Source organism: Calorimonas adulescens (assembly GCF_008274215.1).
GTDB lineage: Bacteria > Bacillota > Thermoanaerobacteria > Thermoanaerobacterales > UBA4877 > Calorimonas > Calorimonas adulescens.
Genome location: NZ_VTPS01000005.1, coordinates 65,909 through 90,326, shown reverse-complemented (window position 1 = coordinate 90,326; position 24,418 = coordinate 65,909). Strand labels below are relative to the sequence as shown.

23 protein-coding genes and 1 riboswitch are annotated in these 24,418 nt (G+C 43.6%); of the genes, 21 read left to right on the top strand and 2 right to left on the bottom strand.

Annotated elements, in window-relative coordinates; all coding sequences use genetic code 11:
* Positions 1-32: 32 nt before the first annotated feature.
* From larE to FWJ32_RS04675, 11 genes are all read left to right on the top strand, one after another.
* Positions 33-830, top strand: coding sequence for an ATP-dependent sacrificial sulfur transferase LarE (gene larE / locus FWJ32_RS04725; RefSeq protein WP_149544825.1), 798 nt, complete (start codon positions 33-35; stop codon positions 828-830).
* Entirely contained in the window at positions 830-1,576 is a 747-nt protein-coding gene (larB, locus tag FWJ32_RS04720) for a nickel pincer cofactor biosynthesis protein LarB (RefSeq protein WP_149544824.1), read from the top strand. The genes larE and larB overlap by 1 nt, the downstream gene beginning before the upstream one ends.
* A complete protein-coding gene (gene larC, locus FWJ32_RS04715; protein ID WP_149544823.1) occupies positions 1,573-2,733 on the top strand; it encodes a nickel pincer cofactor biosynthesis protein LarC in 1,161 nt (386 codons plus the stop codon). The genes larB and larC overlap by 4 nt, the downstream gene beginning before the upstream one ends.
* Positions 2,734-3,295: 562 nt before the next feature.
* Positions 3,296-5,980, top strand: coding sequence for a preprotein translocase subunit SecA (gene secA, locus FWJ32_RS04710; protein ID WP_149544822.1), 2,685 nt, complete (start codon positions 3,296-3,298; stop codon positions 5,978-5,980).
* Between the two features lie 14 nt (positions 5,981-5,994).
* A protein-coding gene (prfB, locus tag FWJ32_RS04705; RefSeq protein WP_149544821.1) for a peptide chain release factor 2 occupies positions 5,995-7,108 on the top strand; the annotation gives its coding sequence in 2 pieces (ribosomal slippage) (positions 5,995-6,063 and positions 6,065-7,108; 1,113 coding nt in all).
* Between the two features lie 78 nt (positions 7,109-7,186).
* Complete coding sequence (locus tag FWJ32_RS04700; protein ID WP_162523506.1) at positions 7,187-7,906, top strand: gamma-glutamyl-gamma-aminobutyrate hydrolase family protein; 720 nt, start codon at positions 7,187-7,189, stop codon at positions 7,904-7,906.
* Positions 7,906-8,919, top strand: coding sequence for an asparaginase (locus tag FWJ32_RS04695; protein ID WP_162523505.1), 1,014 nt, complete (start codon positions 7,906-7,908; stop codon positions 8,917-8,919). Before FWJ32_RS04700 ends, FWJ32_RS04695 begins: the two co-directional genes overlap by 1 nt.
* Positions 8,920-9,290: 371 nt before the next feature.
* The gene (locus tag FWJ32_RS04690) at positions 9,291-10,442 is read left to right on the top strand and encodes an amidohydrolase (RefSeq protein WP_149544818.1); all 1,152 of its coding nucleotides are present in this window, start codon (positions 9,291-9,293) and stop codon (positions 10,440-10,442) included.
* A gap of 69 nt (positions 10,443-10,511) precedes the next feature.
* Complete coding sequence (locus FWJ32_RS04685) at positions 10,512-10,856, top strand: Asp23/Gls24 family envelope stress response protein (RefSeq protein ID WP_162523504.1); 345 nt, start codon at positions 10,512-10,514, stop codon at positions 10,854-10,856.
* An 11-nt stretch (positions 10,857-10,867) separates the two neighbouring features.
* On the top strand, positions 10,868-12,418 hold the full coding sequence (locus FWJ32_RS04680; protein WP_149544816.1) for a DAK2 domain-containing protein: 1,551 nt from the start codon (positions 10,868-10,870) through the stop codon (positions 12,416-12,418).
* Between the two features lie 3 nt (positions 12,419-12,421).
* Positions 12,422-13,264: a DegV family protein gene (locus FWJ32_RS04675; RefSeq protein ID WP_149544815.1), complete on the top strand. Its 843-nt coding sequence runs from the start codon at positions 12,422-12,424 to the stop codon at positions 13,262-13,264.
* Positions 13,265-13,330: 66 nt separating this feature from the next.
* On the opposite strand, the gene FWJ32_RS13690 is transcribed toward FWJ32_RS04675, so the two are convergent.
* Positions 13,331-13,465, bottom strand: a complete 135-nt coding sequence (locus tag FWJ32_RS13690; RefSeq protein ID WP_275266248.1) for a hypothetical protein — start codon at positions 13,463-13,465, stop codon at positions 13,331-13,333.
* Between the two features lie 70 nt (positions 13,466-13,535).
* Between FWJ32_RS13690 and FWJ32_RS04670 the strand changes: the two genes are divergently transcribed.
* Complete coding sequence (locus FWJ32_RS04670; RefSeq protein ID WP_149544814.1) at positions 13,536-14,189, top strand: nitroreductase family protein; 654 nt, start codon at positions 13,536-13,538, stop codon at positions 14,187-14,189.
* A gap of 21 nt (positions 14,190-14,210) precedes the next feature.
* Here the strand turns inward: FWJ32_RS04670 and FWJ32_RS04665 are convergent, their stop codons facing one another.
* A complete protein-coding gene (locus tag FWJ32_RS04665; protein ID WP_149544813.1) occupies positions 14,211-15,359 on the bottom strand; it encodes a THUMP domain-containing class I SAM-dependent RNA methyltransferase in 1,149 nt (382 codons plus the stop codon).
* A gap of 379 nt (positions 15,360-15,738) precedes the next feature.
* Here FWJ32_RS04665 and FWJ32_RS04660 point away from each other — a divergent pair, with 379 nt between their 5' ends.
* The 9 genes from FWJ32_RS04660 to FWJ32_RS04620 all read left to right on the top strand — a co-directional run bounded on the left by FWJ32_RS04660 (position 15,739) and on the right by FWJ32_RS04620 (position 24,407).
* The gene (locus FWJ32_RS04660; protein WP_149544812.1) at positions 15,739-16,116 is read left to right on the top strand and encodes a GntR family transcriptional regulator; all 378 of its coding nucleotides are present in this window, start codon (positions 15,739-15,741) and stop codon (positions 16,114-16,116) included.
* A complete protein-coding gene (locus tag FWJ32_RS04655) occupies positions 16,109-16,807 on the top strand; it encodes an ABC transporter ATP-binding protein (RefSeq protein ID WP_149544811.1) in 699 nt (232 codons plus the stop codon). The genes FWJ32_RS04660 and FWJ32_RS04655 overlap by 8 nt, the downstream gene beginning before the upstream one ends.
* Complete coding sequence (locus FWJ32_RS04650; RefSeq protein ID WP_149544810.1) at positions 16,804-17,580, top strand: hypothetical protein; 777 nt, start codon at positions 16,804-16,806, stop codon at positions 17,578-17,580. The genes FWJ32_RS04655 and FWJ32_RS04650 overlap by 4 nt, the downstream gene beginning before the upstream one ends.
* Before the next feature lie 117 nt (positions 17,581-17,697).
* Positions 17,698-17,811, top strand: a riboswitch (FMN riboswitch).
* A 62-nt stretch (positions 17,812-17,873) separates the two neighbouring features.
* Positions 17,874-18,470 (top strand): ECF transporter S component, encoded by a 597-nt coding sequence (locus FWJ32_RS04645; protein WP_338028690.1) that lies wholly within the window; start codon positions 17,874-17,876, stop codon positions 18,468-18,470.
* Positions 18,471-18,531: 61 nt separating this feature from the next.
* Positions 18,532-19,560 carry a stage II sporulation protein D gene (gene spoIID / locus FWJ32_RS04640; protein ID WP_149544809.1) on the top strand — a complete coding sequence of 343 codons (1,029 nt, stop codon included), beginning with the start codon at positions 18,532-18,534 and terminating at the stop codon, positions 19,558-19,560.
* Positions 19,561-19,609: 49 nt separating this feature from the next.
* On the top strand, positions 19,610-20,428 hold the full coding sequence (locus FWJ32_RS04635) for a M23 family metallopeptidase (protein ID WP_162523503.1): 819 nt from the start codon (positions 19,610-19,612) through the stop codon (positions 20,426-20,428).
* 297 nt (positions 20,429-20,725) lie between these two features.
* Positions 20,726-23,437: a sigma-54-dependent transcriptional regulator gene (locus FWJ32_RS04630; RefSeq protein ID WP_149544807.1), complete on the top strand. Its 2,712-nt coding sequence runs from the start codon at positions 20,726-20,728 to the stop codon at positions 23,435-23,437.
* A 92-nt stretch (positions 23,438-23,529) separates the two neighbouring features.
* Complete coding sequence (locus tag FWJ32_RS04625; protein WP_162523502.1) at positions 23,530-23,943, top strand: PTS sugar transporter subunit IIA; 414 nt, start codon at positions 23,530-23,532, stop codon at positions 23,941-23,943.
* Positions 23,934-24,407, top strand: a complete 474-nt coding sequence (locus FWJ32_RS04620; protein WP_149544805.1) for a PTS sugar transporter subunit IIB — start codon at positions 23,934-23,936, stop codon at positions 24,405-24,407. The genes FWJ32_RS04625 and FWJ32_RS04620 overlap by 10 nt, the downstream gene beginning before the upstream one ends.
* The last annotated feature ends 11 nt before the right edge of the window (positions 24,408-24,418 follow it).

Here is a 24,418-nt window from a genome sequence, read left to right as displayed (position 1 = left end):
TATAAATCCGTACTATGGAGGTACTGCTTATTATGAGTGAAAAATACAATAAACTTCTGGAGTATTTAAAGAGCCTTGACAGTGTCCTTATAGCGTTTTCAGGCGGTGTGGATTCTACTCTTCTGGCCAAGGCATCTTATGATGCCTTAGGTGACAGGGCGCTGGCTGTCACTGCAGTCTCTTCTACATACCCTGAGAGGGAAAGGGAGGAGGCAAGAAAATATGCCGGTGAGATAGGCATAAGGCATATCTTTATTGAGTCAGAGGAATTGAAGATTGAAGGTTTTGCCAAAAACCCTGTCAACCGGTGCTATTACTGTAAGAGGGAACTTTTTAGCAAGTTGAAAAGTATCGCAGACAGCGAGGGCATAAAGTTTATCCTGGACGGCACCAATGCTGATGACCTGAGCGACTACAGGCCTGGCCGTAAAGCGGCGGAAGAGATGGGCGTGGTGAGTCCGTTTCTTGAGCTGGGTCTTACAAAACAGGACATTCGCAACATATCAAGAGAGCTTGACCTGCCCACATGGGACAAGCCAGCTTATGCCTGCCTATCATCAAGATTTCCATACGGTGAGGAGATAACCAGTGAGAAGTTAAAAAGGGTGGAGAAGGCTGAGGACTATTTGCTATCACTGGGCTTTAAAGGGTTCAGGGTAAGAAACCATGGTGACATGGCCAGGATAGAGCTTGACCCTCAGGATATTTCCAGGCTCTTTGACGAAGATTTGAGGTTAAAGATTGTAGAGAGGCTAAAGGAGATTGGCTACAGGTATGTGGCTTTGGACCTGCAAGGATATAGAAGAGGAAGCATGAATGAGGTGTTATGATGGGCAAGAGAGAGATACTGGAAATGGTCAAGGACGGCAGTATATCCATAGATGATGCTTTAAAAGAACTTGGAGGAGAAGGATATAATGACCTTGGCTATTCAAAAATAGACTATGACAGAAAGAGGAGAAAGGGTTATCCGGAAGTAATTTTTTGTCAGGGAAAGTCCATAGAGCATGTTAGGGGCATTATAAAGGATATGTTAGAACATGGGGAGGACATACTTGGCACGAGGGCAGACAGGACGATGTATGATGAACTTAAAAGGGATTTTCCTGACCTTAAGTATAATGAAGATGGCCGGATAATATATCTGAAGCGTTCTCATAGCCAGCCTGTAGGCAGGATACTGGTAGCGACCGGCGGCACATCAGATATTCCGGTGGCCGAGGAGGCAGCGTGCGTTGCTGAATTTTTTGGAAATAATGTGGGAAGGCTTTATGATGTCGGAGTGGCCGGGCTTCATAGATTGCTCAGTCATATGGATGAATTGAGGAGAGCAAAGGTAATAATTGCTGTTGCTGGAATGGAGGGGGCTTTGGCCAGTGTGGTAGCAGGTCTTGTATCATGTCCGGTGATTGCTGTGCCTACAAGCGTAGGATACGGTGCAAACTTTCATGGGCTTTCGGCCCTGCTCACTATGCTCAATTCCTGTGCCAGCGGAGTGGCTGTGGTAAATATAGACAATGGATTTGGAGCGGCATATATTGCCAGCATAATAAACAGAATGGGAGAGAAGATATGAAAATACTTTACTTTGACTGTTTTTCAGGCATAAGCGGCGACATGACCATATCATCTCTCTTGAGCCTTACTGGTGAAAGAGAAAAGTTCCTGAAAAGGCTTGAGGGCATTGCACTGCATGATTACGATGCAGAGATAACAGAGGTTGTCAAAAAAGGAATACATGCCTTGGGGTTCAAGGTAAGCTATGACGAGAGGCATCATCACCAAAGAAATCTTAACGACATATATGAGATAATTGACAATAGTGAGTTGGAAAATAGGGAAAAAGAGCTTGCCAGAGAGATATTTAAAAATCTTGGCCGGGCAGAATCGAAGGTACATAATGTGTCCTTAGAAGAGGTGCACTTCCATGAGGTCGGCGCTGTAGATTCCATTATAGATGTAGTAGGCACATCCATACTGATAAACATGGTAAAGCCTGACAGGATAGTCTTTTCACCAGTACCGGTAGGTGGAGGCTATATACAGGCTGCCCATTGCAGACTTCCAGTGCCTGCCCCGGCCACAGCAGAACTTTTAAAAGGTATACCGGTATATGACAACGGCATACGGTCCGAGCTGGTAACGCCTACAGGGGCAGCCATAGTGAAGACCCTGGCTGATGAATTCGGCGGAATGCCTTCAATGGTTGTGAAAAACACAGGATATGGCAGTGGAGAAAAAGACCTGGAAGTCCCCAATATTCTGAGGACATTTTTGGGAGAGGCTGCGGGCTATGAAAGAGACCAGGTCTATCTCCTTGAAACGAACATAGATGACATGAACCCAGAGTCCTATGAATATGTTATTGACAGGCTATTCGCCGAGGGTGCCCTTGATGTCTTTATACAGCCAGTCATAATGAAAAAGTCAAGGCCAGCCGCTGTTCTTTCTGTTATATGCAAAAGAGAGGACATCATTAAGGTGGAGGAGATAGTATTTAGAGAGACCACCAGTTTTGGGATAAGAAAGCTTCTTGTGGACAGGTCTAAGCTCAAAAGGGAGATAAGAACAGTTGAAACGGAGTATGGACCTGTAAATATAAAGTATGGCTATATAGATGGTGAAACTGTAAAGGCTGTACCGGAATATGAGGATGTGAAAAGAGTAGCGCAAAAAGCAGGTAGGCCATTTAATGCTATTTACAGCGAGATATTGGCTTTGATGCGAGACTGACAGGTAACCTGTCTCTTGGTCATAGTATTGAAATAGGTATTAATTCTCTCTTTAATGATATATAAAGAGGGAGAAAAATTTTACGTAAGGTGATGCAATAACTTGAGAGATGTGGTATACTGAATATGAAGGATTAATGATAAAAACCGGTATTACCGGTTTTTATATAAATTCTCCATAAACTTTCCCTTTAAATTTGGCAGGATTCTAATCCTGCCTTTTTAATATCATGTTTATGTAGTATAATAAAATTTGTAGCGCAGAGCTTGCGGTGAGGTGTTGAATAGGTTTGGAGCAATGAGGCTTACTGGATATCTCGTCCTGAAAATGTAAAGATACCGGATATATTGAGACCAATGAACTATTACAGGATATATGGTTTGAAGAATTATGCGGTCAAGGAATATTCAAAGATAAAGGCGGAGAAAAGGGATGTCTATTACTGCAGTGACTGTGGCAGGTGTATAGATGTAGGATGATTTTCCCATTCCCTTGAAGGTTTATATCCACTCTGATATAATAAACCTTTAGGGATTATTTTTTAACCGAGAAGGTGATTGTATTGTTAAAGATATTTGAAAAGATTGCTGGGAGCTTTAATGAAAGAGAGATAAAAAGGCTCTGGCCCATAGTGGATAAGGTCATGGGCTTGGAAAATGATATGAAAAAGCTCACTGACGAAGAGCTCAGGGGCAAGACAGCTGAATTTAAACAAAGGATAGTGAATGGTGAGTCCCTTGATGATATACTGCCTGAAGCCTTTGCTGTGGTGAGAGAAGCATCAGACAGGGTGCTGGGCATGAGGCATTTCAGAGTACAGGTGCTGGGAGGCGTTGTGCTGCACCAGGGAAGGATAGCCGAGATGAAAACAGGTGAAGGTAAAACCCTTGTTGCTACTCTCCCTGCATACCTCAATGCGCTTACCGGTGAGGGTGTCCATATAGTGACAGTGAACGACTATCTGGCAAAGCGTGATCGCGAATGGATGGGAAAGGTGTATGAGTTTTTAGGCCTGAGTGTGGGCCTCATCCAGCATGATATGGACAACGCTCAGAGGAAGCTGTCCTATGCTGCGGATATAACCTATGGGACTAATAATGAGTATGGCTTTGACTATCTGAGGGATAACATGGTCATATATAAAGATCAGATGGTCCAGCGGGGATTAAATTTTGCCATAGTGGATGAGGTGGACAGTATACTTATAGACGAGGCTCGTACGCCTCTCATCATATCTGGTATGGGTACAGAATCGACAGATAAGTATTATAAGGCGGATAGGTTTGTAAAGACACTTGGTTCCGATGACTATACCATAGATGAGAAGGCCAACACCGTGGCCCTTACCGATTCAGGTGTAAAAAAAGCTGAGCGCTATTTTAACGTGGAGAATCTGGCTGATATGGATAATATGGAGTTGAATCACCATATCATTCAGGCACTCAAGGCCCATACCCTCATGAAGAAGGACAGGGATTATATAGTTAAAGATGGAGAGGTAATAATAGTAGATGAATTTACCGGCAGGCTGATGTTTGGCAGAAGGTATAGTGACGGTCTCCATCAGGCTATTGAGGCTAAAGAAGGGGTGAAGATTCAGAATGAAAACAGGACCCTGGCCACAATAACATTTCAGAATTACTTCAGGATGTACAAAAAGCTTGCAGGAATGACCGGTACGGCTAAGACTGAAGAGCAGGAGTTCCGTGAGATATACGGCCTTGACGTTGTGGAGATACCGACCAATAAGCCTATGATAAGGGTGGATAACCCTGACGTTATATACAAGACAGTAAACGCCAAGTATAGGGCAATAGTAAATGAGATAGAGGAGAGCTATAAGAAGGGTCAGCCTGTCCTTGTAGGCACAATCTCCATTGAAAAGTCAGAGATACTGAGCGGGATGTTGAAGAAAAAAGGGATACCCCATCAGGTATTAAACGCCAAGTATCATGAGAAAGAGGCCGAGATAATTGCTCAGGCTGGCAGGAAGGGCACTGTCACCATTGCCACCAATATGGCAGGCCGTGGTACTGATATAATGCTTGGCGGCAACCCTGAGTTTCTGGCGAAGCAGAGAATGAGAGAGATGGGGTATCCAGATGAGATAATAAATGCTGCGGCGGGATATGCGTCGCTAACGGACCCGGAGGTAGTTAAGGCCCGTGAGGTATATAAGGAGATTTACAGGGAAGAAAAGGAAAAATGTGACAGGGAGCACGATGAGGTTGTTGCTCTCGGTGGTCTCCATATCATAGGTTCGGAAAGGCATGAGGCAAGACGTATAGATAATCAGTTGAGGGGCCGTTCTGGCAGACAGGGAGACCCGGGGTCTTCAAGGTTCTATGTGTCCCTGGAGGATGACCTGATGAGGCTCTTTGGCTCAGAGAAGGTTATGAGTATAATGGATGCACTGGGTGTGGAGGAGGACATGCCTTTAGAGAACAATATCCTTACCAAACAGATAGAATCTGCCCAAAAAAGGGTAGAAAGCAGAAACTTTGACATAAGGAAAAGAGTCCTCCAGTTTGATGATGTTATGAACAAACAGCGTGAGGTTATATATGGCGAGAGAAAAAAAGTGCTGGATGAGGAAAATCTGAGGGAGAACATTATGTCTATGGTTGAGGCCATTGTTGATGAGTCCATAGAGATTTACACAGGAGTGAGTAAATATTCGGAAGAGTGGGACTACGATGGCCTTTTTAATCACCTTAACCAGTATTTCCTGCCGAAGGGAAGCATAATAGTAGAGAATAAGGAAGAGGTGACAAAAGAGGGCTTAAAAGAGGCCATAATGGAGATCGCCGAAAGGGAATACAGAAAGAAAGAGGAAGAAATTGGCGAATCCAATATGAGGGAACTGGAAAGGGTAGTGCTCCTGAGGACAATAGATTCCAAGTGGATGGACCACATCGACGCAATGGACGATCTGAGGGATGGTATCGGCCTGAGGGCATACGGGCAGGTAGACCCTGTGATAGAGTATCAAAAAGAAGGTTATGAAATGTTCCAGGAGCTTATTCGCAACATACAGGCTGACACGGTAAGGATACTTTACCATATCTCTCTTCAGAAGGAGGCACCGAAGAGGGAACAGGTGGCAAAGCCGATAATGGACAATTCTGCACCATCTGAACCAGTGAGAAATAAGGGTAAGAAGATAGGAAGGAATGACCCCTGCCCGTGCGGCAGCGGTAAAAAATACAAAAATTGCTGTGGTAAGAATGTTAAAGAAGCAGTATAAAGGAGCTGATATAATTGTTACAGGACTACAGGATAATGCTGAATGAAATTAAAGGGGATTTAGATGAATTGGGTGTTTCCCTTTGACGTGGCCGGAGCAAAAGCAGAGATAAAGAGATTGGAAGAAGAGATGGCCAGGCCGGGATTCTGGGATGACACATCGAGGTCTCAAAAAATAAATAAAAGGATAAAGATACTGCGTAATAAGATTGAAGGGTTTGAGGAACTGCAGAGAGAATGGGAAGATATAATGGCTCTGGTAGAACTGGGTATAGAAGAAAATGAGGAGAGCCTTGAATCAGAGGTAAAGGAAGAATATGAGGCATTTAAGGAAAAACTTGAAGACCTTCGTATTAAGACATTCCTTGACGGTCCCTACGATATGAATAATGCCATAGTTACCCTTCACTCTGGTGCCGGCGGTACAGAATCTCAGGACTGGGTAGAGATGCTGTACAGAATGTATACACGCTGGGCTGAGAAAAAAGGTTTTGATGTTGATGTTTTAGACTATCTACCGGGTGAAGAGGCGGGTATAAAGAATATAACCTTCAGGGTGTCAGGCGATTATGCATACGGGTATTTGAAGGCGGAAAAAGGAGTTCACAGACTGGTAAGGATTTCACCTTTTGATGCAGCAGCCAGGAGGCATACCTCCTTTGCCCTTGTAGAGGTGCTGCCAGAACTGGAGGATGATGTAGAGGTGGATATAAGACCGGAAGACCTGCGGATAGATACCTACAGGTCCAGCGGAGCCGGCGGCCAGCATGTAAATAAGACCGAATCGGCTATCAGGATTACCCACCTGCCTACCGGCATTGTGGTAAGCTGTCAGAATGAAAGGTCTCAAATATCCAACAGGGAGACAGCCATGAAGATGCTTAAGGCAAAACTGCTGGAGATAAAGGAGCAGGAGCGCCTTGAAAAAGTAAGTGAGATCAAGGGTGAGCACAAGGATATAGGATGGGGCAACCAGATCCGATCCTATGTGTTTAACCCATACAGCATGGTCAAGGACCACAGGACGGGTGTCGAGGTTGGCAGCACTCAAAAGGTAATGGATGGGGATATTGATATTTTCATTGATGCATACCTTAAAGCACAGAAAGGGGTTAAAATAACCGGGTAACTGCCCGGTTATTTTTAATGTAAATGCACCCGGAATATAGTATAATAAATGTATAATGTATATAAGAGGGGGACAGTTATGAAACCTGTCATTGGCATAACCACATCCATAAATTATAAAGAGAGTCTTTACCAGTTGCACTTATCCTATGTCAATGCGATTACAGAAGCTGGAGGCACGCCATTGGTAATAACACCTCAGCCTGAAAGGAGTTATGCAGCAGAGATATTAAGCAGGTTAGACGGGCTGCTGATTACAGGTGGCGGCGATGTGGACCCGGTCTACTTTAATGAAACAAACTCTGGCTACAGCAGGGGAATTTCGTTGGAACGTGACGTTACAGAGTTAGAGATAGTAAAACTGGCGGCAGATATGGACATGCCTGTACTGGGTATATGCAGGGGATGCCAGGTTATAAACGTAGCGATGGGGGGCAGCCTTTATCAGGACATATCTTTAAAACCTGATGCTATAAACCACAGACAGGATGAGGGGACACCAAAATGGTATCCGTATCATGATATTATCTTGGATAAAGAGTCAATCATTTATGATATTTTTGGCGAGAGGATAGTGGGTGTGAATAGTTTTCATCATCAGGCCATAAAGGAAATCGGCAGGGGTTTGAAAGTCACAGCGGTTGCTAAGGATGATATACCGGAAGTAATAGAAGGCGTGAATCATTCATTCATATTGGGAGTGCAGTTTCATCCGGAGAGAATGTTTGAACATGAAAGTAAATTTTTGTCCATCTTTAAGGCATTGATAGTAGCTGCCAGAAACAGGGAGGCGTCATGATGTCTGAGAATCTTGTCGTGGTGTACCGCGGAGAATTAATTGAAAACATACATAAGGGAGATATAGCAGTTGTTGATTCTGATGGCAGGGTTGTAGCATCTGTTGGAAATATTGGCAAAAAGAGCTATATGAGGTCAGCGGCTAAACCAATACAGGCGGTCAATGTTGTCTTGAGTGGGGCACTGGAGGAGTATGGTTTAACGGAAAAGGAGCTGTCCATAATGTGTGCATCCCACAGGGGCGACAAAGAGCATGTAGAGACAATAAATGGTATTCTTGAAAAACTTGGCATAGACACTACATACCTGAAGTGTGGGGTATTAAAACCATTAGATGAGGTCAGGGCCAGCGAAATGATAAGAGATGGCCTGGAGTTTGATGAGGTGACGTGCAACTGCTCCGGCAAGCACTCTGGTATGCTGGCTGCATGTCTTAAAAAGGGATACCCACTTGAGGATTATACAGACCCCGATCATCCGCTTCAAAGAGAAATTTTAGAAATAATATCCATGTTTACTGAGATGAAGATAGAGGATATTGCTATTGGAATAGATGGATGTGGAGTTCCTGTGTTTGGTATGCCGATTTACAACATGGCCATAGCGTTTGCAAAGATGGCAAACCCCTCAGCGCTGGAGAGTCCATTTAGGGAAGCGTCGGAAAGGATTGTCAATGCTATGGTGAGTTATCCCGAGATGGTTTCGGGCGAAGGTGGTTTTGACACGGTTCTTATGCGGGTGGCCAAGGGGAGGATATTCAGTAAGATGGGTGCGGACGGGGTATTCTGTGCTGGTATGCGTGACAGAGGATGGGGCCTGGCCATAAAGATAGAGGATGGAGAGGCGGCATCGGCATACTCTGCAGCATGTGAGGCACTGTATCAACTGGGTGAACTGAACGAAGAGGACTTAAGAGACTTGGAGCCTTTTTATCATAAGGACGTGTTTAACAATCATAAGATAAAGGTAGGGCAGTACACCCCTGATTTTAAATTGACACTGTTTGGCTTTTGAGCATGATTCACTGCATACTTTTTGATATACAACCGGCGTCCATGCCGGATGCGCCGTCTACACTTGCCACGAATTCAAGAGTATCATAGACTCTCTTTAAGGTTGCATTTGATGTTGCGTATTATTTTTTATTGGGGTTCTTACACCTAAATCAAGACTGGTTGCCAGCAAAATGTTTCAAATTTTCCTTTGGCTTTGATAATATGACAAGATTTGATACAATATAGAATATAGCCCTATTTGGAAAGAATATACTCCAATGTGTTTTTTACTTAGAATTACAGCAACAAGACGTCAATGGCTATATCCTAATATTAAACAAAACTATTGCAGTAAAATGCAAAATTAAGTACAAGAAGGGGGAAGACACAATGATATTATTGAAGAATGGTAATATATATACCATGGCAGGTGAAGTCATAGAGGGTGGCGATATCCTCATAAATGATGGCAGGATAGTTGAGGTGGGGCGAAATATAGACCCATCCGGTGCAGAGATAATGGACGTATCTGGGAAGTTTGTTATGCCAGGCATTATAGATGCCCACTGTCACCTTGGAATGTGGGAAGACGCTGTGGGGTTTGAGGGGGACGATGGAAATGAGGAGACAGACCCGGCCACTCCCCATCTAAGGGCCATAGATGGCATAAATCCCATGGACAGAAATTTTGAGGAGGCGTATCAGGGTGGCGTAACCACTGCGGTCACAGGGCCGGGCAGTGCCAATGTCATTGGTGGACTTTTTACCGCCATTAAGACCTATGGCAAGAGGATAGATGACATGATAATAAAGGACCCTGTGGCATTGAAGGTGGCTTTTGGAGAAAATCCAAAGTGGGTTTATGGAGAACAGAAGAAATTGCCGAGGACGAGGATGGCCATAGCGGGCATTCTCAGGGAGGAGCTTACTAAAGCAAAGGAGTATATGGAGGGCCGTGCCAAAAAGGAGGATGAAGATAAGCCTGAACTTGACCTGAAGATGGAAGCTATTGCTAAGGCTTTGAAAGGGGAGATACCCTTAAAGGCTCATGCCCATAGAGCTGATGATATCTTCACGGCCATAAGGATTGCTAAAGAGTTTAATGTGAGGCTTACCCTGGATCACTGCACAGAAGGGCATCTGATAGTTGATTATCTGAAGGAAGAGGGTTACCCGTGCATAGTGGGCCCATCTCTCTCTGAAAGGTCCAAGGTGGAGCTTAAAAACCTGACCTTTAAGACGCCTGGGATACTTTCGAAGGCGGGCATTCTTGTGGCCATAATGACAGACCATCCTGTGATTCCATTGCAGTACATAACACTCTGTGCCTCCCTTGCGGTAAGAGAAGGTATGGATGAAATGGAGGCACTGAAGGCAATTACAATAAATCCTGCAAAGATAGTCGGTATTGACGACAGGGTGGGGAGTTTAGAGCCGGGCAAGGATGCAGATATAGCGATATTTGACGGGAACCCGTTGGATATAAGAAACAGGTGTTATGCTACCATAATAAACGGAAGAATAGTGTATAAGAGGGACTGATAATTTTAGCTTGAGTATTATGATAGGAATATTGTAAAATATAAAAAAGGGTACGAGGAGGTGTTTCATGTGCCGCAGAGTACTTCACTGGGTAAAATTGATATTTCTGATGAGGTAATAGAGCAGATAGTAGGGGCAGCAGCATCTGATATATATGGCGTGAAGAATATGGCAAGCAAGGGAGCCATGGATACAATTACAGGCCTGGTTCGAAGGGATAACCCTGCCAGGGGGGTCAAGGTTACAAGGAAAGAAGAGGGACTGCTGATAAATATCCATATCACAGTAGACTATGGTGTAAATATGATAGCTGTTGGCAACAACATTATAGAACGGGTCAAATATACTGTTGAGAAAATGACCGGAGAAACTGTAGATAAGGTAATTGTAAATATTGATGGCATAAGAGTATAAGGAGGATTCATTTGATAGACGCAAGGAAATTCAAGAAACTTTTGGAAGGGGCATGGATGGGATTATCCCAGAAAAAAGATTATGTAAACTCGCTAAATGTCTTTCCTGTACCTGATGGTGATACAGGTTCTAACATGCTTGCCACTTTGGAAAGGGCATTGAATGAAGTTAGAAAGAACGCAGAGGGTAATGTGTCGTCTCTGGCAGAATCCGCAGCATTGGGGTCGTTGATGGGAGCAAGAGGTAACTCGGGTGTGATTTTATCACAGCTCTTTAGGGGCTTTGCTGATGGGTGTAAGGGCAAAGAGGCGCTTGAGATAAGAGACCTCGCTCTCTCTATAGACAGTGCTGCGAAAAAGGCATATAAAGCAGTGAATAAACCCATAGAAGGTACGATGCTCACGGTGGCAAAAGAAATAGCTGCCAGGGCAAAGGCATTGTCACATGAGACTGACCTTGACACCTTCCTTAATGGAATTTTAAAAGCGGCGAGAGAGGCTTCCCTTAAAACTCCAACCCTGCTGAAAGCATTGAGGGATGCTAATGTTGTAGATGCAGGTGGAGAGGGGCTTGTAGCTATGCTGGAGGGCATGCTGAAGGCCTCAGGGATGGAGGGCTTTCAGGTTATGCCTGTTGAAACAAAATCAGAATATTATAATGAGGATATTAAATACACATACTGCACGGAGCTCATAATAAATTCTGGTGAAGACAAGGTTGATTATCTTAAGGGCAGGCTTTCACGATTGGGTGACTCTATGATTGTGGTGGGAAGCAGCGGCATAATCAAGGTCCATATCCATACCAATGAGCCAGGAAGGGTTATAGATATATCCAAGGGTCTTGGTGAACTCTATGATATAAAGATAGACAATATGAGAAGACAGCATAGGGAAACCCTGTTTCGTGAAAGGGTTCCCCATGGTTTTGTGATAGTGGCAGAGGGCGAAGGTTTTGTGGATATGTACAGGAAGATAAAGAATGCCTTTGTGGTGGAGGGCGGGATAACGTCAAACCCAAGCGTAGAGGAATTGAAGTCTGCCGTGGACAGCCTTTATGCCAGTGAGGTATATATATTCCCGGGCAATAAAAATATTATCATGACTGCCATGAAGGTAAAGGAACTGAGCGAAACTCCTGTATATGTAATACCCACAAAGAATATATCAGAAGCAGCGGTGGCCCTGTCGGTTTTCAATCCTGCCATGGATGCTTCCTACAATGAAAATAAAATGATAGATGCGTTGAAAGGCGTTACGGTTGGCGGTGTTGCTACGGCGTCGAAGGACGCACTGATAAATGGTTTTAACCTGCAAAGGGGGGACTATCTGGCTATCATTGGGGATGAGATTGTGGGCCAGGCCGAAAAGGATGAAGAGGCGCTCTATCTTTTGCTTGATAGGATGATAGATGGGGATGAATCTCTTGTGACAATTTATTACAAGGATAGGGGAAATGAAAAGATACAGGATGGTATAAAGGAAAAATTTCCCGATGAAGAGATAGCCTTTGAGTATGGTGGCCAGCCGCTGTACGACTATATTGTATGCAAGGAGAGCTAAACAATGGGTATATGTATTGTAACAGATAGCTGTTCAGACCTTCCCAAATGGGTTATAGACAAATATAAAATAGTGGTGGCCCCACTTACAGTCCATTTTGGAGATATGTCATACAGGGATGGCGTTGACATAAGTTCAGCGGAGTTCTATGAGATTTTATCAAATACAAAGGTAATGCCAACGACCAGTATGGTAACGCCGGGGTATTTTAAGGAGCTTTTTAATGGACTAATAAATAGATATGACTCTATTATAGGACTGTTTTTCTCATCGAAGTTAAGCGGAACTTATAACTCTGCTGTAACTGCTAAAGGTGAGTTTCCTGATGCAGATATAACCGTGATAGACACACTAAACGCCACGCTTGGCCAGGGGCTTATTGTTCTTAAAGCTGCGCGCATGGCAGAAGAAGGTGCTTCAAAGGATGAGATAATAGGCGAGGTACACCGTATGATGGCAAACATAAAGTATGCCCTTGTCTTCAGTGACCTTGGCTACCTGCACAGGGGAGGTAGGCTCTCTACAGCACAGACTGTTGTTGGAAATATCCTGAATATAAAGCCTATTTTGGGAATAGAGGACGGAGAAATCAAGGTTATAGAGAGGGTAAGGGGCAAGAAAAAAGCTTTCAAATGGATTGTTGATTATATCAAGAGCTTTAATGTAGACCTTAGCAGTAAGACCATAGGGATAAACCATAGCAATTCTCCAGAAGATGCTGATGAACTGGAGAAAATCATAAAGGAAAACTTCAGTGTGGGAGAAATAATAAAGTCTCAGGCTGGCGCTGTAATAGGCACCCACGCTGGCCCGGATGCAGTAGGGATATACTTTGAAAGGGAGTGAGGACATCTTCACTCCTTTTTAATCAGTAAATTTTTCGTTGTTCTTGCATCAATAGCTGCAGATTAATCATATTGCAGCCTCTATCTGCTGAATTCCGACAAACTCAGGGATATTTTTTCTTTCTTCTAGATTCATTTCTTCAAGGCATAATCCTATTACCTCTCTTAGCTTGGGTTGTAGCTTATCCAACGTATCAGCCATGTAGATTATTCAAAGGGTAATCTACTATTTTTGTGATATAATATATAAAAAATGGAGAGGGAGACCATACATGGATTTAACAGAACTTGAGGAACTGATAAAATCACGTCGCTCTATAAGGGCATGGGAGGATAGGGATATACCCGATGAACTTATAAGAAGGGCACTGGATATAGCGACATATGCCCCGAATGCCGGCAACCATCAGTCGTGGAAATTCTATGTGGTGAAAAACAGGGATGTGATTAATAAGATTGCAGATGCTGTCCAGAGGAGTGCTGATACTATTGCGGCCTGGCCGGAGGCAAAAGAGATAGGTGACACCATAGAGAGGTGGAATAAGATATCGGCATTTTTCCGCACAGCACCCTGCCTCATAGCAGCCTGTGCAGGAGCATATTCATCCACAGCGGATAGCCTCATGAGGTCCAGAATGGAGTTTGACGAACAGGCTAAAAAGATGGTAAAGGCGCGAGATATGGCCTCATCGAGGGTGCAATCGGTAGCAGCGGCAATTGCCTATATGCTCCTTGCCTTTCATCAAATGGGGCTTGGAGCAGTATGGATGACAGGACCTGTCCAGGCTCAAGAGGAGATAGAAAAGATACTAAATATCCCTGATGACCTTGATTTTATAGCCTTGATTCCCGTAGGATACCCAGCAGAGACACCAAGGCCCAAGCAGATGAGGCAATTGGATGAGGTGGTTGAATTTATAAAGTAAGAAAAAGGACACGGTCAGGCTTTATATCTTGCCTGGTTGTGTCCTCTCTTCATTATTATAATACTGATAGAGGTAGCATTTAATCATCCCATTGTACAATTTCCTCTTCTTATCTGCTCTTTGACCGAACAGCTTTTCAAACTCCTCATGGGCGCTGAGTATAAAGTAAGACCAGCCGTCAAAGTCTTTAAAAACCATGCCCATATCCCTGTATAGATTTTCTACCTCATCCTTTTCTCCCATCCTCTCACCATAGGGTGGATTGCAGATGATATATCCGTTCTTATCCCTGAGGAATATGTCCCTTATATCTATGCGTTTAAAAGAGATGTATTTTTCCATGCCAGCCTTTCTGGCATTGCTCCGCGAGAGTTTCACGGACTGGCCATCTATATCAGACCCCATAATATTGAGCTTTGAATCCGGCCGCATGAGGGACAGGGCCTCCTCCCTTGCACCCTTCCACAGTCTTTCTGGTAGCCGTTCCCATTTCTCCGATATAAACTCTCTGTTAATCCCCGGGGCAGTATTTGTACCGATGAGCGCAGCCTCTATGGGTATAGTCCCCGAACCGCAGAATGGGTCTGATAGTGGTATTTCCGGCTTCCACTTGCTTATTTCAATCATGGCAGCGGCTAAGGTCTCGCGTAGGGGTGCCTCGTTGGAGATCTCCCTGTATCCCCTCTTGTGAAGGCTTGGCCCGCTGGTGTCTATCATAAGCGTGGCCCTGTCCTTGATTATCCCGAAGTGTATCTTGTACTGCGGGCCGTCCTCCTCGAACCACTCCTTCCTGTACCTCTTCTTCATGCTTTCCACTATGGCCTTTTTGACAATAGCCTGGCAGTCCGGTATGCTGAATAGCTTTGACCTTAAAGAATAGCCATTTACCGGGAAGGCGGCATTGACAGGAAGCCAGTCAGCCCAGGGCATGGCCTTTGTCCCCTCAAACAGTTCGTCAAAGGTCTCTGCCTTAAATTCTCCCAGCTTTACAAGGACTCTCTCGGCACTCCTCAGCCACAGGTTGGCCCGGCAGATAGCCATCTCATCCCCGGTAAATGTTACCCTGCCGTCCTCCACGGTTACATCTTTATAACCCAATTTCCTTATCTCTTTTGCTACAATGGATTCAACTCCTAAAAGTGTTGTCGCTATAAGGTCTATTTTTGCCATTTCATCCTATCCTTCCATTACCCGCATGGGGTATGATCTTGCCAGATAAAGTATACTTACTTGCTTATATACCCCTTTGAAAAACCCTCTCCCAGTTTTTCACGTGTGAGCCCCTTTTCCTCTCTCAGGGATTTTATCCTTTTTAACATCTTTTCCCTATTCATACAAATACACCTCTGAATAGATTATACAGTAATTTGCAGGGCAAATAAAGTTGAATATATCCAAGACTGATAATGAGTGATAAATAATTTTTAAATATGTCTTTGGAGGTTATAAATCACTAATGACTGAGCGAAGAATTTAATAAAAATTTTGATTGACATATGCGTAACATTAGTGTACTATATAACTAATACAGTAGTATTGGAGGTGAAACATGAACAGTCTGGATGAGCATTATCCTATATATCTGCAGATAATGAACGATATTAAGAAAAAAATAGCTAAAGGAGAGATTAGTCCGGGGGAAAGACTGGCATCTGTCAGGGATATGGCCATCGTATATACAGTAAACCCCAATACAATGCAGAGGGTATATCAGGAACTGGAAAGAGAGGGAGTGATAAATACGAAGAGGGGGATGGGAAGTTTTGTTACAGAGGATGAAGGTCGTGTAAGAAATATAAGAGACAGTATGGCCCGGGAGCTCATTGAAAACTTTATAAAAGAGATGAACGGCCTGGGGTTTGCCTATAAGGAAATAGCTTCAATGATTGAAATATATTGCAGAGAGGAGATGGGGACCAATGAGTGATTTCTTAAAGGCGGTCAATCTCAAGAAGAGATACAGCAGCAAATGGGCATTGAGGGGCGTGGATTTAAATATTGAAAAAGGAAGGATAGTTGGACTTTTAGGACATAATGGAAGTGGCAAGTCTACCCTCTTAAAGATAATTGCTGGTCTTTTAAAACCTACGGAGGGTGAAGTGTTGATCGATGGGAAGAGGCCAGGCCTTGCCACAAAAGGCATAGTCTCTTTTATGCCGGAGGGCAGCCATCTATATAAATGGATGAGAATAAAAGATGCTATCTCCTTTTACAGAGAAATGTTTGATGACTTCAATGGAGATAAAGCAGAAGATTACTTGAAACTGATGGCCTTAAACCCTGAGGATAAGATTACCTCACTATCAAGAGGCATGATGGAAAGGCTAAAACTGCTCCTTGTTCTATCCAGGAACGCTGAGATATACCTTTTGGATGAACCCTTAAGCGGTATAGACCCCCTTTCGCGGGACAAGATAATCACCGGGATACTGGAAGGTTACAGAGAAGGCGAAAGTTCAATCATTATATCCACGCATATGGTGTCCGAGATTGAAAAGATATTTGACGAGGTAATATTCTTGGACCATGGAGAGGTGATGATGTCTGGCAATGCAGATGAAATGAGAGACCAGAGGGGAAAATCCATCGAGGATATCTTTAAGGAGGTGCTTCAATGAAGAGGTTATATTCTCTGCTAAAAAATGAATATCATACGGAGATTTATCGCTTTTGCATATCCATAGCTGTACTTGCAGCGTTCTATATCTTTCTCTTGACAAGGGTAGCGGCCTGGCCTGAAGGCGCCCCCACAGCCGTATCGCTTATCCCGGTATTTGGATTTGCCCTGGCGGCAGTGGTAGGCAGCTTTACTGCAATGGGCGATGAGTATAAGCATGGGACGATATACACCCTTATGTCGCTACCTGTTAGCGGCTATATGGTGATAGGCGCTAAATTTCTTTTGGTGTTTGTTAAGTTTGTCATCTATAACCTGTTGATGCTGTCAGGCTTTCTGACTGTATTAAACAGGGATCTCATCGTGAGGGTAGCTCAGGTGCAGGCTGTATACGCAGGACAACTGTGGAATGCAATCCTTAAGGACTCGATAAGCTTTTACCTTCTTGGCACAGGATTTCTCGCGTTTGGAATAATTACCGGTATATTTTCCTACACTGTATACAGGTCTATAGATATACCCTTTATCAGGTTTCTTGCAGCATTTATAGCATATATACTGCCAGGCTATATAGCACAAAAATTGTCTGAATGGACGGTGGATATCCTCCCGCCAATCTGGATGAAGATCTATGGGTTTTCTACTTTGAATTCGGTTTTTAACCCGGGTAGCGTTTCAATATCATTGACTCCAGGTATATTCTATATATTAATAGCAGTCCTTATGTTTATTTCGGCAGGGTGGCTATATGAAAATAGAATGGAGGTATTATAGTGAGATACAGAAATCTGGTAATTTTAGTTGCACTCTTCAGCGAACATCTTTGACTCAAAAAGCTGTTGATTTTTTAACATATATGTGCTAATATATAGTCAGAACTTAATAAGAAGGCAGTAACTTCAGGGCAGGGTGCAATTCCCGACCGGCGGTAAAGCCCGCGAGCCGAAAGGCAGATCCGGTGAAACTCCGGAGCCGACAGTATAGTCTGGATGGGAGAAGTGTTTTTTTGTTGGGTTTAAAATCCTGAAGGTTATTGCCTTCGGGATTTTTTGATAGGAGGGGTCTAAATGGAAATGGTTCATAAAAGGACAACAGTACTTGTAAAGACTGGTATGTTAGCTGCTATAGCTACTGTACTTATGTTTATTGAATTTCCACTGCCTTTGTTTCCAGCATTTTTAAAGATGGATTTGAGCGAGGTGCCTGCACTATTGGGGAGCTTTGCTTTGGGGCCTGTGGTAGGCGTACTTATAGAACTCATAAAGAATGTGCTTCATATAGCTATTAAGGGCACGACTACTGCAGGTGTGGGAGAACTGGCAAACTTCTTAGTTGGGAGTGCATTGGTAGCTACAGCCGGTGTTATGTATCGAAAGCATAAGACAAAGCATGTGGCCATAATATCGATGATGTTGGGTACGCTGTTTATGACTGTATTGGGATGCCTTTTTAACTACTTTGTGCTCTTACCCCTATATCAGACAATGATGGGGATACCGATGGATGCTATAGTCAAGATGGGCAGTGAGGTGAACTCTTTAATTGTGAATGTAAAGACCTTAGTGGTGTTTGGGATAGCTCCATTTAATATCTTAAAAGGACTGGCAGTATCACTGATTACTTTGCTGGTATACAAGAGGTTATCGCCTATACTTCACAACTAAAAATTGGCCCTCATACTTTCTTTACCCGACTCATATACATAGTATTTGGAGGAGGAGGGGTATGAGGGTCTTTATTTTTTTGCTTATAATAGCCCTTGTATTTACATATGGGTGCGGCAGCCGTGTGACAGAGGAGAAGGTGGAGGTACAGGAGCCGCACCATGTAGATCCTGATAGTACAGAGGCGGGTGGTAATGGGGCTCAAAAGGATGGTGGGGTACTAATGATAAGTGTCTATATGACCAAAAGCAATAAGATTGTTTCTATACCATTTGAGGAATATGTTAAAGGTGTGGTGGCGGCCGAGATGCCGGCGGCCTTTGAGATGGAAGCATTAAAGGCTCAGGCCGTAGCTGCCAGGACATATGCCCTGGCAAGGCTTAGAGAGTTTGGTGGGCCCGGATGTGAGCTGCATGAGGGGGCTGATATATGCACTGACTTCACCCACTGCCAGGCCTATGCAGAAAAGAGTGATATGGTATCTACATGGGGTAAGGATACAGACTATTACTGGGATAAGATATCCAGGGCCGTTGAGGATACAAAAGGCGAGGTGGCCATGTATGAGGATCTTTTGATAGATCCCGTATTTCATGCGATATCAGGAGGCAAGACGGAGAATTCTGAGGATGTCTGGAGAAACAGTATACCATACTTGAGGAGTGTAGACAGCCCCTACGAAGAGGGGGCCCCAAAATTTAAGACAACTGTGGAGTATTCCAGGAGGGATTTTGTAAACATACTTAAAAGAAACGTGCAGGGGCTTAAGATAAACCAGAATAAGCTTTCTTCGGAAGTTAAAATAATTGACTACACGGCAGGAGGCAGAGTAAAAGACATAAAGGTGGGCAATAAGATAATATCTGGACGGGACTTCCAGACATATATGGGTCTGAATTCTAATAATTTTGTCTTTAAGTTTGATGGTGATACCGTCAAGATTGTTGTTACAGGTTACGGACATGGTGTGGGCATGAGCCAGTACGGGGCAAACGGCCTGGCCAAACACGGCTATACATACATTGACATATTAAAACACTATTATCAAGGGATAGAAGTAACCAACATGTGGTGGGTATTAGAAAATTAGATGTATAAACCTCCAACAAATGGTTATACTACCTGTTGGAGGTGGAAAAATGAAACGAATTTCGGAGTGGTGGAAAAAGATATATGGAGTGATAAACACCCAGAGTTTTTTTGTGCTATTATTTGTATGTATTGTGGCGGTAGCGGTGACTGCCGTCTATGTCACTACATATAACAGGAATAAACTGTCGCAAGAACCGCTAAGCGATGTGCAGAATCTGGACAATACCTTAAAAAGCAACGATTCAAAGATAATAGTTACGGACTCACAAAAAATGGAGGAGACGAAAGAGTTTAATGAAAAGGTAAAGGAAAATATGACAGAGGGTAACACAGCTACTAGTCAGGGGACACATGAAGAGACAGTGAAGGATAAAGCCTCAACCCCCAAAAAGTCTGATACGTCTCCAAGTATAAAACCTGTGTCATCGCAGGAGTTATCAAGTGATCAGACAAAAACCAGTGCATGGATAAAACCGGTTGATGGTATAGCTGGCAACGGATTTGCTGTTGACAGTATGGTATACTCAGAGACTTTAAAGCAGTGGACAACACACAATGGGATGGACATAAAGAGTGAGTTTGGCAACGATGTAGTGGCAGTGGAGGATGGTACTGTAAAAAGGGTCTACACGGATGGGAAATTAGGTGTAACGGTAGAATTGGATCTGGGGGACGGAATAACTGTCCGCTACAGTAACCTGGATAACAGTGTAGATGTGGAGGAAGGACAGAATGTAAAGGCAGGGGATGTTATAGGGAGGATTGGAAATACTGCGCTGTTTGAGATAGCTGATGGTGACCACCTGCATTTTGAGGTGCTGAAGGATGGAAAGAATGTTAATCCTGCTGATTATGTAAAATATTAGGCGAATTAATTGGCCTGGCGGTGATGCCGGGCCTTTATTTTTTACATTAAAAATCAACATTGTTCATATCAGTATGCCAGCAGCATCTATATGCCTGGGTATTCGTCTTGACACTCTATAATTCTGTCTGTGTTCCGTCGGGTATGCTTCCATGCGGATACCCATGCTGCGTTTGCCCCTCAATAAGAGTATAATGGACTCGCTTTAAGAGTGCGTTTGATGCGGTCATGGCATATTAGTTGTTACACCAGAATAAACATTCTGATATAATATAGATATAGTTGGGGAGGGGAGCACATGAGCAGAAGAGACAAGGTATACGAAGCACTGCGTGGCCTTCAAAGAACGGATAACCACTGGTACACCACAGAGGAAATAGCTGAAGAGGCTGGTATAAGCCGCAATAACTGCAGTACTGAACTTAACTACCTGGTTAAAGAAGGAAGGGTCAAAAAGAAAAGGGGTAGGCCGGTACTCTACTCCATAGCAGAAAATGTTGTAAGTGATGATCAGCCATTAAGGGTGAGGATACTGGATAAGAGTTTACCGTCCTTTGATAATCTCATAGGTACATCGGGCAGCCTCGCTTCAGCCGTTGAGCAGGCAAAGGCTGCCTGTATCTATCCGCCACATGGGCTGCCCACGCTTATAGTGGGTCCCACAGGGGTTGGGAAATCGCTTTTTGCAGAACTCATGTACAACTACTCCAGGGAAGCCGGGGTTATAAGTAAAAACGCTCCGTTTGTGACTTTTAACTGTGCGGATTTTGCCAACAACAAGGAGCTGTTGATGGCCCACCTCTTTGGCAGTTCAAAAGGGGCGTATACAGGAGCGGACAGCGACAGGCCAGGCCTGGTGGAAAAGGCCAACGGCGGCGTGCTTTTCTTGGATGAGGTTCACAGGCTTCCACCCGAGGGTCAGGAGATGCTTTTTTATCTTATGGATAAGGACGAGTACAGGAGACTTGGTGAGACTGCTTTGAGAAAGGCCAGCATTATGATCGTGGCCGCTACCACCGAAGACCCTACCTCTTTACTATTGGCCACATTTTTGAGGAGGATACCGGTGGTGATAAGTCTGCCAGCCCTTGCAGAAAGGCCGATTGAGGAAAGGCTGGAACTGGTAAAAGATATTGTAAGCATAGAATCTGAGAGGATAGGTAGTCCTATAGATATGGTAGACGATGCAATGAAGGCTTTTCTTGTATATCAGTGCAGCGGAAATATCGGCCAGCTGAAAAATGATATACAGGTGTCTGTCGCAAAAGCATTCTTAAAATACAAAACCGGCATAAAAGACAGGCTTATTATCACAACCGACGAGCTACCGATTCATGTTAAAAACAGCCTGCTTAACATAGACAGCAGAAGGGATATACAAAGAGTCCTCCGGGAGGCTGATAAAAGAGAAAGAATAAGTGTTCACGGGATAGATTTCTTAAAGACAGATTTCTACGAAAAACTTGAGGATAGGATTGAAAAGCTTAAATCACAGAATTATCAGGACGATGACATAGAGAAAATACTGGATATAGAGATAGAATCATATTATAATCAGCTTTCGATTGAATTTAAAAAGAACCTGGGCAGCGAAGCGTTAAAGAAGCTTATAGACCCATCCCTTTATACAATCATAGATGATATTGTTGACATAGTTTCAAATTCGGTTGAAAATGTTAGTGAGAGGCTGTATTATGCCATTTTTCTCCATATAAATTCACTGTTTGAAAGGTTGAAGGGCGGCAAGACAGTAATCAACAGCCACCTTACTACCATAAAAAAGAAATATGCAGATGAATATAAGATTGCGGAGAAAATGGTAGAACTCCTGAATAACAAGTTTCCACAGTTTAAAATTCCAGACGACGAAGCGGGATTTCTGGCTGCTATCCTGGGTGTTCTAGGTAACATGAAGTCAGAACGATGGATAGGTGTTGCTGTGATTGCCCACGGTGATACTACTGCATCCAGCATGGCGAGGGTTGCCAATACGCTTTTGGGTGTAGATTTTGTCAGGGCTATTGACATGCCTCTTGATATGAGTCCTGAACTGGCCCTGGAAAAGGCGGTGAACATGGTGCTTTCATTGGATGCGGGGAGGGGGTGTCTGCTCCTTGTAGATATGGGCTCACTCACCACATTTGCTGATATAATAAAAAAGAGAACAGGGATAGATGTAGAGGTCATCGATATGGTCAGTACCTCCATAGTCATTGAGGCAGCCAGAAAGGCTATGATGCCTGAGGTTACATTAAAAGAGCTAAAAGATGCCATTTGTGAGCATATACCCTATGTGAGGAAGGGTAAAAACAGAATAAAATCCATAGGGAACGGCAAATATATAGTCACCTCATGCATAACAGGTGAAGGAACGGCATCCAATCTTAAAAATATGATAGATGACTTTCTGCATGAAAAAGGATATACTGGTATAGAGGTTGTTGCTGTAAGCGGACTTGATGGTGATACAAGTCATTTAAAGGATAGTGGGAGCGTAATTGCAGTGGTGGGGTCTATGGATCTTGGAATAGGTGTACCCTTCATACCACTGGAGGAAATTATGGCTGGAAACGGTTTTGAAGCCCTGGAGTCCATTCTGAATGAGGGGAGCACAATCGTTACGGAGGAAAACGTGGATGAGATTCCAAGGCATAGACTTATAGATTATATAAGGGGTGTCCTGGATGAGTACCTTACCTTTGTAAACCCTGGCAAAGCCTTAAATAGTGTTTTAAACTCCATTGATTTTATAGAGAACAAACTGTCTTTTAAGATGAACAACAGCATCATAGTAAAGTTTTCTGTTCATGCCTGCTGTATGATAGAGAGACTCATGCTGGGCAACCTGTATACTTATTATAATGATAAAGAGGATGTAAAATTGAGATTTCCTTATGAATACAGCATTTTTAAAGAATCAATGCAAATAATAGAAGCTGATTTTGGTATAAAGATACCAGAGGATGAGGTGCTTTATCTTCTGGGACTGTGTAATTTTGCAGTGCTTTAATCTGTCTTAAAATAAACCGAGAAACCTTGCCATAAGTATTGGTACAGATCTTGCTTCTTTTATGGTGAGTCTTATTTGTGGAGGTATCTAAAGTGACCAGAATAATCATAGCAACACATGGAAAACTTGCACAGGAGCTGGCGAACGCAGCAGAAATGATATGCGGCAGGCAGGAAGAGTTAATAACGATATCTTTTATGCCATCTGACGGGATCGAAGACCTTACATCAAGGCTTTATAAGGCGCTTGATGGTTTAGAGGATGAGGCCATAATTTTTACTGATGTCTTTGGAGGAAGCCCTTTCAATGCAGCCAGCGTAGTCTCATTAAAGACACAGGGTCTCTATCATGTTACTGGTGTGAATTTGCCTATGCTTTTAGAGGTACTGACGACACGGGAGGGACACACGGCGGAGGAACTGGTAGAAATATGTATAAAAGCAGGGAAAGATGGGGTTATTGATACGAGAGGGTTATTTTCCAGGGGGAATGAAAGGTGTCGTTAAGCCTTATCAGGATAGATGATAGACTTATACACGGGCAGGTGGTCTTGAGCTGGTCCAGATATATTGGAGCCAACCTTATACTGGTTGCGGACGATAAAGTGGCCAGGGATATGGTGAGGAAAACGCTTTTACAGGCAGTGGCTCCTCAGGGGATCAGGGTAGATGTCCTTCCTGTAAGTGATGCTGCAGATAGGATAAAAGGTGGCAGCTATGACAGATATAATGTGCTGATGCTTTTTACTACCCCCGGGGATGTCTTGAGGTTTGTGGGTAAGGGCATTTCCATAAAAAGTGTAAATATAGGCGGGATAAGCTATAAGGCAGGCAAAAGGATGGTAACCAAATCCGTTGCTGTGGATGATGAAGACATTGAAGCCTTAAAAAAATTAGGGGAGATGGGCATTGAGGTTGAGGTAAGGGTTTTGCCCGAGGATTCTAAGATATATATCCTTCAAAGGATTTAAGGGGGTAATGC

Excerpts from the sequence above, each read along its gene's own strand:
- larE (WP_149544825.1), top strand. The coding sequence starts at position 33 with ATGAGTGAAAAATACAATAAACTTCTGGAGTATTTAAAGAGCCTTGAC.
- larB (WP_149544824.1), top strand. The coding sequence starts at position 830 with ATGGGCAAGAGAGAGATACTGGAAATGGTCAAGGACGGCAGTATATCC.
- larC (WP_149544823.1), top strand. The coding sequence starts at position 1,573 with ATGAAAATACTTTACTTTGACTGTTTTTCAGGCATAAGCGGCGACATG.
- FWJ32_RS04700 (WP_162523506.1), top strand. The coding sequence starts at position 7,187 with ATGAAACCTGTCATTGGCATAACCACATCCATAAATTATAAAGAGAGT.
- FWJ32_RS04695 (WP_162523505.1), top strand. The coding sequence starts at position 7,906 with ATGTCTGAGAATCTTGTCGTGGTGTACCGCGGAGAATTAATTGAAAAC.
- FWJ32_RS04690 (WP_149544818.1), top strand. The coding sequence starts at position 9,291 with ATGATATTATTGAAGAATGGTAATATATATACCATGGCAGGTGAAGTC.
- FWJ32_RS04675 (WP_149544815.1), top strand. The coding sequence starts at position 12,422 with ATGGGTATATGTATTGTAACAGATAGCTGTTCAGACCTTCCCAAATGG.
- FWJ32_RS13690 (WP_275266248.1), bottom strand. The coding sequence starts at position 13,465 with ATGGCTGATACGTTGGATAAGCTACAACCCAAGCTAAGAGAGGTAATA.
- FWJ32_RS04670 (WP_149544814.1), top strand. The coding sequence starts at position 13,536 with ATGGATTTAACAGAACTTGAGGAACTGATAAAATCACGTCGCTCTATA.
- FWJ32_RS04665 (WP_149544813.1), bottom strand. The coding sequence starts at position 15,359 with ATGGCAAAAATAGACCTTATAGCGACAACACTTTTAGGAGTTGAATCC.
- FWJ32_RS04660 (WP_149544812.1), top strand. The coding sequence starts at position 15,739 with ATGAACAGTCTGGATGAGCATTATCCTATATATCTGCAGATAATGAAC.
- FWJ32_RS04655 (WP_149544811.1), top strand. The coding sequence starts at position 16,109 with ATGAGTGATTTCTTAAAGGCGGTCAATCTCAAGAAGAGATACAGCAGC.
- FWJ32_RS04650 (WP_149544810.1), top strand. The coding sequence starts at position 16,804 with ATGAAGAGGTTATATTCTCTGCTAAAAAATGAATATCATACGGAGATT.
- FWJ32_RS04645 (WP_338028690.1), top strand. The coding sequence starts at position 17,874 with ATGGAAATGGTTCATAAAAGGACAACAGTACTTGTAAAGACTGGTATG.
- spoIID (WP_149544809.1), top strand. The coding sequence starts at position 18,532 with ATGAGGGTCTTTATTTTTTTGCTTATAATAGCCCTTGTATTTACATAT.
- FWJ32_RS04635 (WP_162523503.1), top strand. The coding sequence starts at position 19,610 with ATGAAACGAATTTCGGAGTGGTGGAAAAAGATATATGGAGTGATAAAC.
- FWJ32_RS04630 (WP_149544807.1), top strand. The coding sequence starts at position 20,726 with ATGAGCAGAAGAGACAAGGTATACGAAGCACTGCGTGGCCTTCAAAGA.